This window comes from Streptomyces tendae (assembly GCF_014650435.1).
In the GTDB taxonomy this organism is placed as follows: domain Bacteria; phylum Actinomycetota; class Actinomycetes; order Streptomycetales; family Streptomycetaceae; genus Streptomyces; species Streptomyces tendae.
This window is the reverse complement of sequence record NZ_BMUY01000012.1, coordinates 237,920-255,171: the sequence shown is the minus strand read 5'-3', so window position 1 is coordinate 255,171 and position 17,252 is coordinate 237,920. Positions and strand designations below refer to the sequence as shown.

The following is a 17,252-nucleotide window of genomic DNA, read 5'->3' as shown; positions in this document are numbered from 1 at the left end:
AGATCATCCCGGTCTTCTCCCGCAAGCCGATCTTCGGCTACATGGGTCTGATCGGTGCGACGATCGCGATCGCGGGTCTGTCGGTGACGGTGTGGGCCCACCACATGTACGTCACGGGCGGCGTGCTGTTGCCGTTCTTCTCCTTCATGACCTTCCTGATCGCGGTCCCCACCGGTGTGAAGTTCTTCAACTGGATCGGCACCATGTGGAAGGGCTCGCTGTCCTTCGAGACACCGATGCTCTGGTCCACCGGCTTCCTGATCACCTTCCTCTTCGGCGGACTGACGGGGGTGATGCTGGCATCGCCTCCCATCGACTTCCACGTGTCCGACTCGTACTTCGTGGTGGCGCACTTCCACTACGTGGTGTTCGGCACCGTGGTGTTCGCGATGTTCGCCGGCTTCCACTTCTGGTGGCCGAAGTTCACCGGCAGGATGCTGGACGAGCGACTCGGCAAGATCACCTTCTGGACGCTGTTCGTCGGCTTCCACGGCACCTTCCTGGTCCAGCACTGGCTGGGCGCGAACGGCATGCAGCGCCGGATCCCGGACTATCTGGCGGTGGAGGGGCTGACGGCGCTCAACACCGTGTCGAGTGTCTTCTCGTTCCTGCTCGGCATGTCGCTCCTGCCGTTCTTCTACAACATCTGGAAGACCGCCAAGTACGGCGAGAAGATCGAGGTGGACGACCCGTGGGGCTACGGCCGTTCGCTGGAGTGGGCGACCTCCTGCCCGCCGCCGCGGCACAACTTCCTCACGCTGCCGCGCGTCCGCAGTGAATCGCCCGCCTTCGACCTGCACCACTCGCCCACCTCGGGCGCGGAGCGGGAGCTGACGCTCCGGTGAGCGGCGGGGACAGCCGCCCCTCGGCCGCGCGGGCGCTCGTCAGCGAGATCGAGGGCCATCTGCTCGTCGCCGCCACCCGTGCGGAGGGGCGCACGGCCGCCACACGCTTCACGGCGCCCTTCGACTGGCTGGGCGACGACCGGCGCCGGGATGTGGAGGAACGTTTCGAGGCCGAGTACCTCGCCCTCGCCCGGGCATCCTGGCAGCGCACGGCCGAGCGCGCCGGGCGACTGCGCGGGGAGTACGAGGAGCGGTACCGGGCACTGCGGCGCCGACTGCTGGCCGGATGCCTGCTGGGGACGTGCGCGGTGCTCGGGTGCGCGGGTGTCCTGGTCCTGAGCCGGGGCTAGTCAGCGTGCCGCCGGGCTCCAGTCGGGTGGGCGCAGCAGGGACAGGAGCTGGCGGACCAGTTCCTCGACGACCTCGTCGAGGGTGGCGTCCACCCAGCCGGCGCTGTAGTCGTGCAGGAGGCCGTTGACGCCGCCGATGAACGCGGTCGCGCCGAGCCGGTAGTCGCGCGGCGCCGCCTCCCCGCGTTCGGCGGCCGACCGGGCCTCGGCGCAGATGAGGTCGACCCAGCGGGCGCGGCGGGCCAGCCGTTGTTCCTCCAGGCGCGGGCTGACGCCGATGATCTCCACGAAGGTGATGCGCACGCGGCGCGGATCGGCGGTGACGTCGGCGGCGTAGGCGCGGAAGATCGCGGCGGCACGCTCGGGGAGCGGCAGGTCGCGGGTGCCCTCGGCCGCAGTGCGGACGGCGTCCTCGGCCCACGCGTTGACCTGGAGGTGGAGCGCGGCGAGCACGTCCTCCAAGGTGCGGAACTCCTCGTAGAACTGGCGGGTGGACAGGCCGGCGGCGTCGCTGAGGGCCGCGACGGTCGTGGCGCGGTAGCCGGGGGTGTCGCCGAACAGCTGGAGCGCGGCGTCGAGGAAGCGCCGACGGCGTTCGGCCTGGCGCTGCGCGGCCGATTTGCCGCCGTAGCGGCCCGTCGGCGCCCTGAGCCTGCCCGCCACCCGCTCGCCTCCCTCGCGCCAACTCCCCGCCCCACGCCCGAGTTTGTCGTGTCCGGGGCCTTGTGGAGAAGGGCGCTCATTCCTTACTTTGCAGTAAGTTGACTCTGAAAGCGGCTGTGTTCAGATTGCGTGCTCCATCGCCCCCACCGCTCCAGCACTCCAGCACTCCATGGTTTCCCCCCCCACACCACACCCCCTGCCGGAGGAGAGCAGCATGCCCGCCTTCACGACCAGGCACCTCGGCGCCGTCGCCGCCGCCCTCGCCCTCACCGTCGCCGCACCCGCCGCCACGGCCTCGGCCGCCCCGGACGCCCGCGCCGACCTGCGCGAGGTGATGTTCGTCGGGAACAACTGGGCCGGCACCGCCGACGTCATCCGGTCCACCGGCGACTTCGCCCGGATCGGCCGGCTCGACGTCGTCCCGGACAGGGCGGAGCGGATGGCGGAGATCAACGCCGACCCGATCAAGTGGATCTACTTCCAGGCCATCCGCAACGGCGTCGGCGAGGGGCACGACCAGCTCGTCGACGACATGTACTCCACGCCGGACGGCACCTCGGTGGTCGTCTCCCGGCCGAGCTTCGCCGACGTGGTCTCCATCGACCTCGCCACCGGGGACATCGACTGGCGCTTCCCGGTCTCGGGGTACCGCTCCGACCACATGGCGGTCTCCCCCGACGGCACCCGGGTCGCGGTCTCGGCGTCGACCTCCAACACCGTGCACGTCCTGGACATCGAGACGGGCGAGCAGGTCGGCTCGTTCGCCACCGGCGACAAGCCCCACGAGAACATCTTCACCCGCGACGGCCGGTACATCTGGAACATGTCCATCGGTGAGGTGAACACCGCGCTCGACGCCCCCTGGCTCGACTGGACGAAGGGCGACCGGCGCATCACGGTCGTGGACGCGAGGACGTACGAGCCGGTCAGGGTCGTCGACATGCGCGAGCGGCTCGACGCGATCGGCCTCGGCGACCACTCGGACGCGGTGCGGCCCGCCGTCTTCTCGCCCGACGAGTCGACGCTGTACTTCCAGGTCTCGTTCTTCAACGGCTTCTTCGAGTACGACGTCGCCACCGACCGGATCACCCGTACGAAGACCCTGCCGAAGAACCCCGCGACCAGCGAGGACCGCACCACCTGGGTCAACGACTCGCGCCACCACGGCCTCTCCATGAGCCCGGACGGCGCCAAGATCTGCGTCGCCGGCACGATGGACGACTACGCGACGGTCGTCGACCGCGACACCCTGCGGGAGGGCCCGCTGGTGGCCGCGGCCAAGCCGTACTGGGCCACGGTCAGCGGCGACGGCCGGCACTGCGTGGTCTCCGAGAGCGGCGCCGACCAGGTCACGGCCATCGACTTCGCCACCGGCGAGAAGTCGGTCTCCGTACCCGTCGGCGACCACCCTCAGCGGGTCCGGATCGGCCATGTCGCGGCGGACTGGACGGGACCGTCGGCCGGCTGAGACACCGCGCGGTCGGGGCCCGGCAGGTCGTTGTCGCGGGCAGGTGTGAGCCTGCCCGGCACGGGTAGTCGCCCGACAACGGACGAGGCATGCATGTCCTCGCAACGACTGCCCCGGAAGGAGGTCCGTGACAGCGCACTCCAGAAGAAGCGCCCGGGCCGCTTCCTCCGACACGGAGCGGCCCGGTCCGCACCGGGCGGCGCCCTCACGGGTGCCGCCCGTCCTGCTGTCGGCCTCCGCTCACCGCGGCGGCAGCCGGTGCAGCTCGACGTCTCCGAGACGGCCGTCGGCGACCGTGGCGGTCATGTAGGTGCGGTAGGGCTGACGGCGCCGGTCGGTCGGCGACCCCGGGTTGAGCAGCCGCAGGCCGGTGGCCGCGGTGGTGTCCCAGGGAATGTGGCTGTGCCCGAAGACGAGGACGTCGAGGTCGGGGAAGCGGGCGGCGCAGCGGGCCTCGCGCCCCTGCGCGGCGCCCGTCTCGTGGACGACGCCGAGGCGCAGCCCGCCGAGGTCCGCGTACGCCACCTCGGGCAGCCGGGCGCGCAGCTCGGGTCCGTCGTTGTTGCCGTGGACGCCGACGAGTCTGCGGCTGCGGCTCTCCAGCAGGTCGAGGGTGGCGGTGTCGACCCAGTCCCCCGCGTGCAGGACGACGTCCGCGCGCGGCAGCTCCGCCAGCAGCGGCGCGGGCAGTTCCTTGGCGCGCTTGGGCAGGTGGGTGTCGGACGTGATCAGCAGGCGCACGTCGTCCAGTTTAATCGACAGGTAAAACTGTGCAGTCTCAGCTGGACAGTTTTACCTGTCGAATTTACCGTGGGGTCGATCGCGACCGAACCGTGCGACAACCATCGGAAAGGCACCACTTCATGACCGTCACCGCCCTGGACCCCCGCACCGCTCTCGTCGTGATCGACCTGCAGGCCGGCATCGTCGCCGCGCCCACCGAGCCGTACACCGGCGCGGAGGTCGTCGCCCGGAGCGTCGAGCTGGCCGACGCCTTCCGGGCCCGCGACCTGCCGGTGGTGCTGGTCCGCGTCTCCTTCGCCGCCGACGGGGCGGACGCCGTGCCCGGCCGTACGGAGGCCGGTGGCGCCGGCGGCCCGCGCCCCGAGGGCTGGGACGTCGTCGTCGACGAACTGGCCGGGCACCCCGGTGACCTCACCGTCACCAAGCGCAACTGGGGCGCCTTCCACGGCACCGGCCTCGACGTCCAGCTGCGCCGCCGCGGCATCACCCAGATCGTGCTGACCGGCATCGCCACCAGCATCGGGGTGGAGTCCACCGCCCGCGCCGCCCACGAGCACGGATACCACGTCACGCTCGCCACCGACGCCATGAGCGACATGACTGCCGAGGCACACCGGGGCAGCGTCGAGCGGATCTTCCCGCGCCTGGGCGAGACGGGCACGACGCGGGAGATCCTGGAGCTGCTCGCCCGGACGCACGGCTGACGGGTGGTTCAGACGCACGGCTGACGGATGGAACGCGCCGCCCGTCAGCCCGCGTCGGTGCGCCGCTTGAGCGGTTCCCACCAGTCCCGGTTGTCCCGGTACCAGGCGACGGTCTCGGCCAGTCCGGTCGCGAAGTCGCGGCGGGGGCGGTAGCCCAGCTCCTCGCGGGCCTTGCTCCAGTCGACCGAGTAGCGCAGGTCGTGGCCCTTGCGGTCGGCGACGTGCACGACCCGGTCCGCTCCCGCCCCGCAGGCGTCGAGGAGCAGGCCGGTGAGGTCCCGGTTGCTCAACTCGGTGCCGCCGCCGATGTTGTAGACCTCACCGGCCCGGCCCCGGGTGCGCACCAGGTCGACGCCCCGGCAGTGGTCGTCGACGTGCAGCCAGTCGCGGACGTTGCGCCCGTCCCCGTACAGCGGGACCCGGCGGCCGTCCAGGAGACGGGTGACGAACAGCGGCACGAGTTTCTCGGGGAACTGGTGCGGGCCGTAGTTGTTCGAGCACCGGGTCACCCGTACGTCGAGGCCGTGGGTGCGGTGGTACGAGAGGGCGAGCAGGTCCCCGGACGCCTTCGAGGCGGCGTACGGGGAACTCGGCCGCAGGGGGTGCTCCTCGGTCGCCGAACCGGACTCGAGGGACCCGTAGACCTCGTCGGTGGAGACGTGCGCGAAGGGCGCCACCCCGTGGCGCAGGGCGGCGTCCAGCAGGTTCTGGGTGCCGACGACGTTGGTGAGGACGAAGTCGGACGCGGCGTCGATCGAGCGGTCGACGTGGGACTCGGCGGCGAAGTGCACCACCTGGTCGGCCTCGGCCGTCAGCTTGTCCACGAGCGCCGCGTCGCGAATGTCGCCGTGTACGAAGTCCAGCCGGGGGTGGCCGAGTTCGAGGTTGGCGGTGGTCCCGGCGTAGGTGAGGGCGTCCAGCACGGTGATCCGCGGTGCCCCGGGCGCGTCGGCGGCGAGGAGCCCGGCGACGTACCGGGAGCCGATGAATCCGGCGGCGCCGGTGACCAGGATGTTCATGAGCGGTTCCGTGCCTTGCTGGGGTCGGGGCGGGCGGTGCGGTCGATGCCCGTGACGCTACCGGCGTGGCCCTCGTCGCCCGCGACCGGCCCCGGACGCGCACCGCGCCGGCTCCGAGGCCGGCGCGCTGGGCGGGATCACCACCCTCGGGGCTCGCTCAGTCCTCGCCCCGGACGATGTTCGACTCCTGGCCCGGTTGCGGTGCGCGGGTGGCGCTGCCGTCGTCGACGGCCGGCACCCAGGTGCGCATCCCACCCCTGCTCCGCAGGCGGCGGGCCTTCGACCAGCCTGTCTCCAGCCGACGGACGGCGGTTTTGCCGCCGGTGTCCGTGGTCACGGGGCATCATCTTCCTTCTCGTTCCGCATCGGTGCGCTCGCCACTGCGGGTCCCCGAGCGGGACACCGCGAAACACCGGACCCATGCCTCCCGCGGTGCCCAGGGGGGCGCCCCGCGACCCCGGCAAGATCCGAACGACGCCCACCAGGGGTGGGGCCGGGCCACGCCGATGCCGCCCGGCGTCGCGGCGGCCGAACCGGCCAGGCGCTCAGCCGCCGCCCACCGGGATCTCGCTCCACACCTGCTTCCCCCCGCTGACCGGCAGCGTCCCCCAGGTCGCCGACATCGCCTCGACGAGGAGGATGCCGCGCCCGCCCGTGGCCTCCCAGCCGATGCTGGTCGGTTTGACCGGTGTCCGGGGTGAGGCGTCGGCGACGGCGACGCGCAGCCGGCCGCTGATCAGGGTGAGGTCGAGCCGTACCTTGCCGTCGGTGTGCACCAGGGCGTTGGTGACCAGCTCGGAGACGATCAGCAGGACGCCGTCGATGTCGTCGTCCGGTACATCCCAGGAGCGCAGGGTGCGCCGGGTGAAGCGGCGGGCGTGCCGCACGGCCTCCGGCAGCCGCCACACCGACCAGCTTTCGCGCAGCGGGCGCAGGGCCATGCCGTCGTAGCGCACCAGCAGCAGGGCGACGTCGTCGTTGCGGCGGGCGTTGCCGAGCAGGGCGTCGGCGACGAGTCCGAGGTGGGTGGGGTCGGAGACGGCCAGTGCGTGCGCGAAACGGTCCATGCCCTCGTCGATGTCGGCGCCGGGCGACTCCACGAGGCCGTCCGTGGTGAGGGCGATCAGCGTGCCGGGCCGCAGCCGCAGCGGGCTCATCGGGAAGTCGGCCTGGGTGACCACGCCGAGCGGCGGGCCGCCCTCGACCTCCGCGGTCTCCGTACTGCCGTCGGGGTGGCGCAGCACCGGCGGCAGGTGCCCGGCGCGCACGCACCAGGCGGAGCCCTCCTCCATGTCTAGGTCGACGTAGACGCAGGTGGCGAAGAGGTCGGTCCCCATGCCCGTCAGCAGCCGGTTGGCGTGGGACACCACCACGTCCGGCGGGTGGCCCTCGACGGCGTAGGCGCGCAGGGCGGTGCGCATCTGCCCCATCAGGGTGGCCGCGCCGGCGCTGTGGCCCTGGACGTCGCCGATGACCAGGGCCACGTGGTGGTCGGGCAGCGGGATCACGTCGTACCAGTCGCCGCCCAGCTCGAGGCCCGCCGTGCTGGGCAGGTAGCGGGCGACGGCGACCGCGCCGGGCAGTTTCGGCAGCCGGCGCGGCAGCAGCTGGCGCTGGAGCATGCCGACCAGTTCGTGCTCGGCGTCGAAGGCGTGGGCGCGCATCAGGGCCTGTCCGGCCAGGCCGGCGGAGGCGGTGAGCAGGGCGCGCTCGTCGGGGCCGAAGTCGTGCGGGGTGTCCCAGCCGATCAGGCAGGCGCCGGCCATGCGGCCACCGGCGGGCAGTGGCAGCACGGCCAGGCCGCCGGGGCCGACGTCGGCGAGGGCGGGTTCCACGTCGTCGGTGCCGGCCGGCCAGATCCGGGCGCGTCCCTCGCGCAGCGCGGCGGCGAGGGTGGGCATGGCCCGTACCGGCGCGTCCGGCCACTCGGTGCGCCATTCCAGGCGCCACAGCTCGGGCCACGACTCGGGGTCGGGCGGGTCGAGGACGGTGACGACGAGCCGGTCGTTCTCCAGCTCGGCCAGCGCGATGCGGTCGGCCCTGAGCGGTCTGCGCAGGGCGGCGACGACGGCCTGACTGACGTCGCGCACGGTCCCGGCGGTGGCCAGCGCGGCGGCGAGGCGCTGGACCCGGGCCACGTCGGTCACGTCGGGGCGCAGGGTGGAGGCGTCGGCGACGGTGCCGACCAGGAGGGTCGGTCTGCCGTCGCCGCCGGGCAGCAGGCGCCCGCTGAGCCGCAGCCACTTCGGCGGGCCGGTGGGCTGCAGCACCCGGAACTCCAGCTCGCGTTCTCCGATGGTCATGTGGTCGGACTCGGTCACCGACATCAGGGACGGCAGGTCCTCGGGCACGGTGAGGCCGAGCAGCGTCTCGACCTTGCCGTCGAACTCCCCGGGTGCGAGGCCGAACAGACGCAGGATGTCGTCACCGACCTCCGCCCGGCCGGTGTCCATGGCCAGGGTGAAGGCGTCCGGCTGGAGTGCACCGCCGTCGACCTGCCCGGTCCCTGCGGTCTCCGCCGGGACCGGGCAGGTCATCGCCTCGGCGATCACCTCCAGACACGCACGGTCGTCGGCGTCGAACCCGTCCGGGCGCTCGGTCAGGGCGAGGAGGCAGCCGCCGCCGTCCCCGCGCACGGGCAGGACGGCCAGCGAGAAGCCGCTGGACGGCACGTGCCGCGACTCCGCCGATCCGGCGAACTCCTCCGGCCCCATCCACACCGCCTCGCCGGCCCGGTGGGCGTCCGCGACCGGGGAGCCGCCGGAGGCGGGATAGCTGTCGCGTACGCCGTACAGGGTGCGCGGCACTCCGGCCGACTCGACCAGGCAGAGCAGCTCGGGGTCGTCGCCGGGCGAGTAGAGGGCGGCGAAGGAGGCGCCCGCGAAGACCAGCGCCTGCTCGAGGATGCCACGCAGGCGCTGCTCCGGCTGCGGGCCGGCCGCGGCCGCCTTCAGGGCGCCCTCGGCACGCAGCGTCCTCGGTCCGCGTTCCGCTGCGCCCTGACTGACCACGTCGCCATTACAGCGCTTATGGGACATCTGCGCAGCCCCTACGGCTCGGGTACCGGCGATCGGGAGCACTCGGCGTCCCACGTCCGGCCACTTCGCGCGGCGCGGGGAGGGGCAGCGCGGGGTGGTGCGGCGCAGGGTGGGGCGGCGCTCATCGCGCGGAGGCGGGCCGGGGTCACCGGCTCCCGCCCCGAACCCGCACGGTCACCGGCCTTCGGCCTCCAGGCCGCCGCCCGGTCCCGTCGGCGGGGCCGGGCGGCGATCCGGAGGAGGCCGAAGGGTCAGCCCGTCAGCCCGTCGCTGCCGTCCCCGCCGCCGACGGCGAGGCCGTCACCGGCCTCACCGGCACCGGAGCTGTCACCCGCACCACCGGCGTCCCCTGCACCACCGGCGTCACCGGAACCAGAGCCGTCACCCGCACCACCGGCGTCTCCCGCACCGGAACCGTCACCCGCATCACCGCCAGCACTCGCACCACCGACGGCACCCGCACCCGAGTCGTCGCCCGTACCGCCCTCCTCGCCGGCACCCGCGCCGGCGTCCTCGCCGCCGAGGGTGGCGCCGACCGCCTCCAGGGCCGTGGTGACCGGCTGGAAGAAGGTCTCGCCGCCGGCCGTGCAGTCGCCGCTGCCGCCCGAGGTCAGGCCGATCGCGAGGCCGTCCCGGGTGAACAGGGAGCCGCCGCTGTCGCCCGGCTCGGCGCAGACGTCGGTCTGTATGAGGCCGGTGACGGTGCCCTCGGGGTAGTTGACGGTGGCGTCCAGGCCGAGGACCTGGCCGTCGGCCAGTCCGGTCGTGCTGCCCATGCGGAAGACCTCCTGGCCGACCGTCGCCTCGGCGGGCCCGCTGATCGGCAGGGTCTGGTCGCCGAGGTTCACCTCGCTCGGGGCCTCGGTCGCCGGGTCGTCGTAGGTGACGAGCGCGAAGTCGCCCTCGCCGGGGAAGACCGCCTGGTCCACGGTGGCGACCGGCTGCCCGCCCTGCGCGTCGGACCACTGGTCGGCCGCGACCCCGCAGTGACCGGCCGTCAGGAAGGCGGGCGAGCCGTCGCCCGCGGTGACGTTGAAGCCGAGTGAGCAGCGCGCACCGCCGCCGAAGATGGCGTCGCCGCCCGACGCGAAGGTCTTGAAGGTGCCGGCGGACTTCCTGACCGTGGCCATGCCGGAGCCGAGGCCCTCGACGGTGGACTCCAGCCGGTCCCACCGCTCGCCGGTGACGGTGCTGTCCGCGGTCACCAGGATCTTGTTGGTGCGCGGGTCGATCGCCCACGAGGTGCCCGGGATGCTCGCCTCGGACTTCAGGGTCTGCGCGCCGCTCCTCAGCTCGCCCATGCTGTTGTCGACCTCGCGCACCTCCGCGCCCGCCTGCTCGGCCTGCGTGACGACCCGGTCGTCGTCGCCGGGGACGACGTTGACGACCAGTTGCTGTGCGTCCGAGTCGTAGTAGGAGCCCGCGAAGGTGTCGCCGAGCAGCCCGGCGAGCCGTGCGGCGAGATCCGACGCGTCCGCCGACTTGAGGGTCCTGGGCGCGGCCGCGGCGTCGTCCGAGGAGCCGCCGTCCTGCGAGGCGTTGGCGTTCGGCAGCAGGATCGCGGCCGCGCCGAGGGCCACCACACCGCCCGCCGCCATCGCGGCCCTGCGCTTCGGGATTCGCTTGTGACTCAACCTACTCGACCTCCTGGGACCGGGGTTGGTACCCGCCGGTCCGGCAGCTGTTGGGGGGGGCGCCCGGACGGCTGTTGGTACGCACGCGCCGCCGGGGGCGTTCAGCCGGACCCTCGCCCCGCCCGCGTTCGACACTCTCCGCGTCCGTGCGGCGACACACCGTTCCGATCACGGAGCGGAATGACCGCTTCAGCGAATCTGCACATCGAATGCCCAACCCGGTCACTCCCGTTGGCGCATCTGCACAAGCCGAAGGAGCCCCGTACGCCTTTGGGGCCGGAGTGTCCCAATCGCCTCCCCGGAGGCAAGGGGTCGCACGGGTCGATGTCGCGCACTGTGTGAAGAAGTCGCCGCGACGGCGTGCGCGCTCCTGCACGCTTGGGTGCCCGGGCGTCGCAAGTGCGCTGGTGGGAGGGGTGATTGATTGGAAGCCCGGACCGGCCGCGTGCTTTGATCCATCGCACCACGGAGGCCGCGGAGAGCTCGGGAAACGGGCGCCCGGCCGCCCGTGGTCGCGGCCGTCATCTGTCCCCAGAGGGGGCCGCTCCCCCCTTGTGAAATGGCTATACGAAGGGAAGTTCCATCATGAACTCCACCCCCCAGGTTGAGACCGTCGAGATCTCCGACGCCGACCTCGACAACGTCTCCGGCGGCCTGAACGTGAACGCCGTCGGCACCGTCACCGGCCTGGTGGACGGCATCGCCCCGGTCTCCGGCCTGCTCAACACGGCCGTCGGCACGGTCGAGGGTGTCACCGGCCTGAACACCGCCCCGGTCACGGGCCTGGTCGCCGGTCTCTGATCGCGCACCTGCGTCGCTGAGTCCCGGAGCCGTCCAGGCTCCGGGACTTTTCGGCCGTTCTCGACTCCCGGCCGTTCTCGTCACGTCGGCCGTTCTCACCGAGCCCTGGATACGTCAGCCGTGCAGTTCCGCCAACAGGCCCTCGCCAAACTCCAGTCACCGGAGGAGCTCGATCTCCCGGTGCGTTTCGCCCGTCCCCAGGGCTGGCTGGTGCTGTCCGTGACCGTGGTCGCGATGGCCGCCGCGTCCGTGTGGGCCGTGGGCGGCTCGGTGACCTCCACGGTCGCCGCCCCCGCGATCCTCACCCACGGGCAGGGCAGTTACCTCCTGCAGAGTCCCGTCTCGGGACAGGTCACCGCGGTCCTGGCGGGCCCGGGGCAGCGGCTGGCCGCCGACGCGCCGGTGCTGAAGGTCCGCACCGCCGAGGGCGAGACGGTGGTCCGCTCGGTCGACGCCGGCCGGGTCAGCGCGGTCGCGGCCACCGTGGGGCAGATCATCCGGACCGGCGCGAACGTCGCCTCGATCGAGAAGGTCGCGCACGCCGACGACCCGCTGTACGCCACCGTCTACGTGCCCGCCGAGAACGCCGCCGCCATCCCCGCGCACGCCTCCGTCGACCTGACCGTCCAGTCGGTGCCCACGCAGCAGTACGGCGTCCTGCACGGGGAGGTGAAGGCCGTGGACCGTTCGGCGCAGTCGGCGCAGACGATCGCCGCGTTCCTCGGGGACAGCCAGCTCGGCGAGCAGTTCACCGAGGACGGCAGGCCGGTGGCCGTGACGGTGCGGCTGGACACCTCCAAGACCACGAAGAGCGGCTACGCGTGGTCCTCGGCGGACGGACCGCCCTTCGAACTGACCTCCATGACCCTGGCCTCGGGCTCGATCCGGCTGGCCGACCAGCGTCCCGTCGATTGGCTGCTGCCGTGAGCACCGCACAGGAGACCCGGGGCAGGCGCCGCGCCGCCCCGCCGAAGCGCACAGTGCCCAAGCCGCGGGCGAAGACGGTCCGCACCCCCACCGTGCTCCAGATGGAGGCCGTGGAGTGCGGTGCCGCCTCCCTGGCGATGGTCCTCGGCCACTACGGCCGCCACGTCCCGCTGGAGGAGCTGCGCATCGCCTGCGGCGTCTCCCGCGACGGCTCGCGCGCCAGCAATCTGCTGAAGGCGGCCCGGAGTTACGGGTTCACCGCCAAGGGCATGCAGATGGACCTGGCCGCCCTCGCCGAGGTGACGGCGCCCGCCATCCTGTTCTGGGAGTTCAACCACTACGTCGTCTACGACGGCATGGGCCGCCGGTTCGGGCGGCGCGGGGTGTTCATCAACGACCCGGGCAAGGGCCGTCGATTCGTGTCCCTGGAGGACTTCGACGGCAGCTTCACCGGGGTCGTGCTGACCATGGAGCCCGGCGAGGACTTCACCCGGGGCGGTCGCCGGCCGGGTGTGCTCGGTGCGATGCCGGCCCGGCTGCGCGGCACGGCAGGGACACTGCCCGCCGCCGTGCTGGCGAGTCTGCTCCTGGTGGCGGTCGGCGCGGCGGTGCCCGCGCTCAGCCGCACCTACATCGACATGTTCCTGATCGGCGGGCAGACCTCGCTGCTCGGCGTGCTGTTCGCGTCGATGGGCGCGTGCGTCCTGCTCACGGTGGTGCTGACCTGGCTCCAGCAGGCCAACCTGCTGCACGGCCGCATCATCTCCTCCACCCTCTCCAGCGCCCGCTTCCTGCGGCACCTGCTGCGGCTGCCGGTGACCTTCTTCTCCCAGCGCAGCCCGGCCGACCTGGTGCAGCGGCTCCAGTCCAACGACGCCGTCGCCGAGACGCTGGCCCGCGACCTCGCGGCGGCGGGCGTGGACGCGATCGTGGTCGTCCTGTACGCCGTACTGCTGTACACGTACGACCCGCAGCTCACCTTCGTCGGCATCGGCGTGGCGCTGCTCAACATCCTCGCGATGCGGGTCGTGATCCGGTTGCGCGCGACCCGTACGGCGAAGCTGCGGGCGGACACGGCGCGGCTGACCAACACCGCGTACACCGGTCTCCAGCTGATCGAGACGATGAAGGCGACCGGCGGTGAGGACGGCTACTTCCGCAAGTGGGCCGGACAGCACGCCACCACCCTGGAGGAGCAGCAGCGGCTCGGCGTGCCGAGTGCCTGGCTGGGCGTGGTCGCCCCGACGCTCGCCACCCTCAACAGCGGGCTGATCCTGTGGATCGGCGGCATGCGCGCGGTCGAGGGCCACATCTCGGTCGGCCTGCTGGTCGCCTTCCAGGCGCTGGTGGTCCGCTTCACGGCCCCGCTGACCCGGCTGAACGGCGTCGCGGGCCGCATCCAGGACTTCGCGGCCGACGTGGCCCGGCTGAAGGACGTGGAGAACTTCCGCGCGGACCCGCTCTACGACCGCCCCGGCGGCGGCGACTCGACCCGCCGGCTGCACGGCCACGTGGAGTTGCAGAACATCTCCTTCGGCTACAACCCGCTCGACAAGCCGCTGCTCACCGGCTTCGACCTGGCCGTCGGTCCGGGGCAGCAGGTGGCCCTGGTCGGCGGGTCGGGCAGCGGCAAGTCGACGGTGTCGCGGCTGATCTCGGGTCTGTACGCGCCCTGGGACGGCGTGATCCGCATCGACGGGCAGCGGCTCGACGACATCCCGCGCGGGGCGCTGGCGTCCTCCGTGTCCTTCGTCGACCAGGACGTGTTCCTGTTCGAGGGCTCGGTGCGGGACAACGTGGCGCTGTGGGACCCGTCGATCCCCGACGACGCCGTGGTGGACGCGCTCAAGGACGCCGCACTGTACGACGTGGTGATGCGCAGGCCGGGCGGCCTGCACAGCCCGGTCGAGCAGGACGGCCGGAACTTCTCCGGCGGGCAGCGCCAGCGCCTGGAGATCGCGCGGGCCCTGGTGCGCCGACCGAGCATCCTGGTGCTGGACGAGGTGACCAGCGCGCTGGACGCGGAGACCGAGCTGGTGGTCATGGACAACCTGCGCCGGCGCGGCTGCGCCTGCGTGGTGATCGCGCACCGGCTCAGCACCGTGCGGGACAGCGACGAGATCGTCGTCCTGGAGCACGGCACGGTGGTGGAGCGCGGGCGGCACGCGGAGCTGGTGGCACACGGTGGCGCGTACGCGGCGCTGGTCGGGGAGCGGTGAGATGACGACCGTGCAGGAGGGACAGGGCGACCTCGTCCTCGGAGCGCTCGGCTCGCTGGGCACCCGCGTCGACTGTGCCGGGTTCAACCGCCTCGACCTGGAGGGGCCGCAGGTGCTGTGGCTGGTGGTCTCCGGTGCGGTGGACCTGTTCGCGGTGGACGCGGCGGAGCAGGGCCACTGGCACCACCTGGGGCGCCTGGAGGCGGGCTCGGCGCTGCTCGGGCCGGTCGCCGGGCCGCAGCACACGCTGGTGGCGCGTCCGCTGCGGGACTGCGTGGTGCACCGCATCGGACTGCGCGAGCTGTACCAGCCGGCGAGCACCCAGACCTGGTCGTACGACGCGTACGGCAACCCGCAGTACGTGCCGCCGACGACGAGCCCGCTGGAGTACGCGCTGGCCCTCGGCGTGGGGCGTGGCCTGACGGTCCTCTTCCAGGCGCCGATGGCCACCGAGCGGGCCGCCGCGCCCAGCGACGACGACGTGTTCTGGATGCAGGTGCCGCCGGGCAGCGTGCAGTACGGGGCGGTGTACGGCGAGGAGGCCGCCGCCGACCTGCTGATGGACCCGGCGCTGTGGCAGAGCCTGGTCGACCAGCAGTTCCGGCTGCTGACCACCCTGGACCGGTGGATCGAGCAGCTGGAGCGCACCCACGAGACGCGGACGGCGGCCGGTATCGAGGCCGGTGAGGCGGTGCGCGCGCAGGCCGACCGGACGCTGCTGGCCTCCATCGGCAAGCGCTCGGCGCAGCGCACCACGGCCGCCGACGCGGACGCCACGTACGCGGCCTGCAGGCTGGTCGCCCGCGCCGCCGGGATCCCGCTGGCCGAACCGGCCCTGGGCGGCACCGAGAGCGAGCGGCTCGACCCGGTGGAGCGCATTGCGCTCGCCTCGCGCGTGCGCACCAGGTCGGTGCGGCTGGAGGACCGCTGGTGGCGGGACGACGTGGGGCCGCTGGTCGGGCACCGCACCCTGTCCGGTGCGCCGGTGGCGCTGCTGTGGCGGCGCGGCGGCTATGTGGCCGTGCATCTGGCGACCGGTCGTGAGACGCCGGTGGAGCGGGCGAACGCCGGGGAGTTCGAGCCGCGCGCGGTGATGTTCTACCGGCCGCTGCCGGAGCGGCGGCTCAGTCCGCTGCGCCTGCTGCGGTTCTGTCTGGCTGGCACGCGCCGGGACCTGACCGGGCTGCTGCTCGCCGGTCTGGTGACGGTGGCGCTCGGCGCTCTGGTGCCGATCGCGACGGGCCGGGTGCTCGGCGAGTTCGTGCCGAAGGCGCAGACCGGGCTGATCGTGCAGGTGTGTCTCGCGGTGATGCTGAGCAGTGTCGTCGCGGCGGCCTTCATGCTGCTGCAGAACCTGACCATCCTGCGCCTGGAGGGCCGGATCGAGGCCACGCTCCAGCCCGCCGTGTGGGACCGGCTGCTGCGGCTGCCGACGAAGTTCTTCACCGAGCGCTCCACCGGCGAGCTGGCGAGCGCCGCCATGGGCATCAGCGCGATCCGCAGACTTCTCGCGGGCGTCGGTCCGACGGTCGCCCAGTCGGTGACGGTCGGGGCGATGAACCTGGGCCTGCTGCTCTGGTACAGCGTGCCGATGGCGCTGGCGGCGATCGGCATGCTGGTGGTGGTCGCCGGGGTCTTCCTGGGGCTCGGGCTGTGGCAGGTGCGCTGGCAGCGGCGGCTGGTCAAGCTCACCAACAAGCTCAACAACCAGGCGTTCCAGACGCTGCGCGGGCTGCCCAAGCTGCGCGTGGCGGCGGCCGAGAACTACGCCTACGCGGCGTGGGCGGAGCGGTTCGCGCACAGCCGGGAGCTGCAGCAGCGGGCGGGCCGGATCAAGAACCTGAACGCGGTGCTCGGCGCGGTGTACCTGCCGCTGTGCACGCTGCTGATGTTCATGCTGCTCGCCGGTCCGGCGCGGGGTTCGATGTCGGCGGCGGAGTTCCTCACCTTCAACGCCTCGGTGACGATGCTGCTGACCTCGGTCACCCAGCTGACCGGAGCGTTCGTGTCGGGGGTGGCGGCGCTGCCGCTGTTCGAGGAGATCCGGCCGGTCCTGGACGCGACGCCCGAGGTGCGGACGGCGAGCACCCGGCCGGGGCCGCTGTCGGGGGCGATCGAGGCGCGTCGGCTGTCCTTCCGGTACACCGACGACGGGCCGCTGGTCCTGGACGACGTCTCCTTCGAGGTGCGTCCCGGCGAGTTCGTGGCGGTCGTCGGACCCAGCGGCTGCGGCAAGTCGACGCTGCTGCGGCTGCTGATCGGCTTCGACCGGCCGCTGTCGGGCAGCGTCCTGTACGACGGCCAGGACCTGGCCGCGCTCGACCAGTCGGCGGTGCGCAGGCAGTGCGGGGTGGTGCTCCAGCACGCGCAGCCGTTCACCGGCTCGATCCTGGACGTCATCTGCGGCACCGAGCCGTACACGCCCGAGGAGGCGATGGCGGCGGCCCGGATGGCGGGGCTCGCGGAGGACATCGAGCGGATGCCGATGGGCCTGCACACCATCGTGTCGGGCGGCGGTGCGGTCTCCGGGGGCCAGCGGCAGCGGCTGATGATCGCGCAGGCGCTGATCCGCCGGCCGCGCGTCCTGTTCTTCGACGAGGCGACCAGCGCCCTGGACAACGAGACACAGCGCACGGTGATCGAGTCCACCAAGGCGCTCAACGCCACCCGTGTCGTGATCGCGCACCGCCTGTCGACGGTACTGGACGCCGACCGCGTGATCGTGATGGAGGACGGCAGGGTCGCCCAGCAGGGCCCGCCGGCCGAACTGCTCGCCGACACGGGCGGTCGGCTGCACGAGCTGGTGCGGCGGCAGCTGGCCTGATCGGCGCTCAAATGGG

General features: G+C 72.7%; 14 protein-coding genes. 8 read left to right on the top strand and 6 right to left on the bottom strand.

Annotated elements, in window-relative coordinates; genetic code table 11:
• The coding region (locus IE258_RS29770; RefSeq protein WP_189748636.1) for a cytochrome c oxidase subunit I at window positions 1–845 on the top strand (845 nt) is incomplete at its 5' end.
• Window positions 842–1,195, top strand: a complete 354-nt coding sequence (locus tag IE258_RS29765) for a hypothetical protein (protein ID WP_189748633.1) — start codon at window positions 842–844, stop codon at window positions 1,193–1,195. The genes IE258_RS29770 and IE258_RS29765, both read left to right, overlap by 4 nt.
• On the opposite strand, the gene IE258_RS29760 is transcribed toward IE258_RS29765, so the two are convergent.
• A complete protein-coding gene (locus IE258_RS29760) occupies window positions 1,196–1,858 on the bottom strand; it encodes a TetR/AcrR family transcriptional regulator (protein ID WP_189748630.1) in 663 nt (220 codons plus the stop codon).
• Window positions 1,859–2,072: 214 nt separating this feature from the next.
• Between IE258_RS29760 and IE258_RS29755 the strand changes: the two genes are divergently transcribed.
• On the top strand, window positions 2,073–3,326 hold the full coding sequence (locus IE258_RS29755; RefSeq protein ID WP_189748627.1) for a YncE family protein: 1,254 nt from the start codon (window positions 2,073–2,075) through the stop codon (window positions 3,324–3,326).
• Window positions 3,327–3,566: 240 nt separating this feature from the next.
• Here IE258_RS29755 and IE258_RS29750 read toward each other — a convergent pair whose 3' ends face one another.
• Window positions 3,567–4,067, bottom strand: coding sequence for a metallophosphoesterase family protein (locus IE258_RS29750; RefSeq protein WP_161380609.1), 501 nt, complete (start codon window positions 4,065–4,067; stop codon window positions 3,567–3,569).
• A gap of 122 nt (window positions 4,068–4,189) precedes the next feature.
• Here IE258_RS29750 and IE258_RS29745 point away from each other — a divergent pair, with 122 nt between their 5' ends.
• Window positions 4,190–4,774, top strand: a complete 585-nt coding sequence (locus IE258_RS29745) for a hydrolase (RefSeq protein ID WP_189748624.1) — start codon at window positions 4,190–4,192, stop codon at window positions 4,772–4,774.
• A gap of 44 nt (window positions 4,775–4,818) precedes the next feature.
• Here the strand turns inward: IE258_RS29745 and rfbB are convergent, their stop codons facing one another.
• From rfbB to IE258_RS29725, 4 genes are all read right to left on the bottom strand, one after another.
• Window positions 4,819–5,793, bottom strand: coding sequence for a dTDP-glucose 4,6-dehydratase (rfbB, locus tag IE258_RS29740; protein WP_189748621.1), 975 nt, complete (start codon window positions 5,791–5,793; stop codon window positions 4,819–4,821).
• Window positions 5,794–5,950: 157 nt separating this feature from the next.
• Window positions 5,951–6,130, bottom strand: a complete 180-nt coding sequence (locus IE258_RS29735; RefSeq protein ID WP_159330559.1) for a hypothetical protein — start codon at window positions 6,128–6,130, stop codon at window positions 5,951–5,953.
• A gap of 208 nt (window positions 6,131–6,338) precedes the next feature.
• Window positions 6,339–8,831 carry a SpoIIE family protein phosphatase gene (locus IE258_RS29730; protein WP_189748617.1) on the bottom strand — a complete coding sequence of 831 codons (2,493 nt, stop codon included), beginning with the start codon at window positions 8,829–8,831 and terminating at the stop codon, window positions 6,339–6,341.
• A gap of 251 nt (window positions 8,832–9,082) precedes the next feature.
• Window positions 9,083–10,465, bottom strand: coding sequence for a S1 family peptidase (locus IE258_RS29725; protein ID WP_189748614.1), 1,383 nt, complete (start codon window positions 10,463–10,465; stop codon window positions 9,083–9,085).
• A gap of 585 nt (window positions 10,466–11,050) precedes the next feature.
• On the opposite strand from IE258_RS29725, the gene IE258_RS29720 reads away from it, so the two are divergent.
• The 4 genes from IE258_RS29720 to IE258_RS29705 all read left to right on the top strand — a co-directional run bounded on the left by IE258_RS29720 (window position 11,051) and on the right by IE258_RS29705 (window position 17,236).
• A complete protein-coding gene (locus IE258_RS29720; RefSeq protein ID WP_003978108.1) occupies window positions 11,051–11,266 on the top strand; it encodes a hypothetical protein in 216 nt (71 codons plus the stop codon).
• 120 nt (window positions 11,267–11,386) lie between these two features.
• Window positions 11,387–12,193, top strand: coding sequence for an HlyD family efflux transporter periplasmic adaptor subunit (locus IE258_RS29715; protein ID WP_189748611.1), 807 nt, complete (start codon window positions 11,387–11,389; stop codon window positions 12,191–12,193).
• Entirely contained in the window at window positions 12,190–14,412 is a 2,223-nt protein-coding gene (locus IE258_RS29710; RefSeq protein WP_189748609.1) for an NHLP family bacteriocin export ABC transporter peptidase/permease/ATPase subunit, read from the top strand. The genes IE258_RS29715 and IE258_RS29710 overlap by 4 nt, the downstream gene beginning before the upstream one ends.
• A 1-nt stretch (window position 14,413) precedes the next feature.
• On the top strand, window positions 14,414–17,236 hold the full coding sequence (locus IE258_RS29705) for an NHLP bacteriocin export ABC transporter permease/ATPase subunit (protein WP_189748607.1): 2,823 nt from the start codon (window positions 14,414–14,416) through the stop codon (window positions 17,234–17,236).
• The last annotated feature ends 16 nt before the right edge of the window (window positions 17,237–17,252 follow it).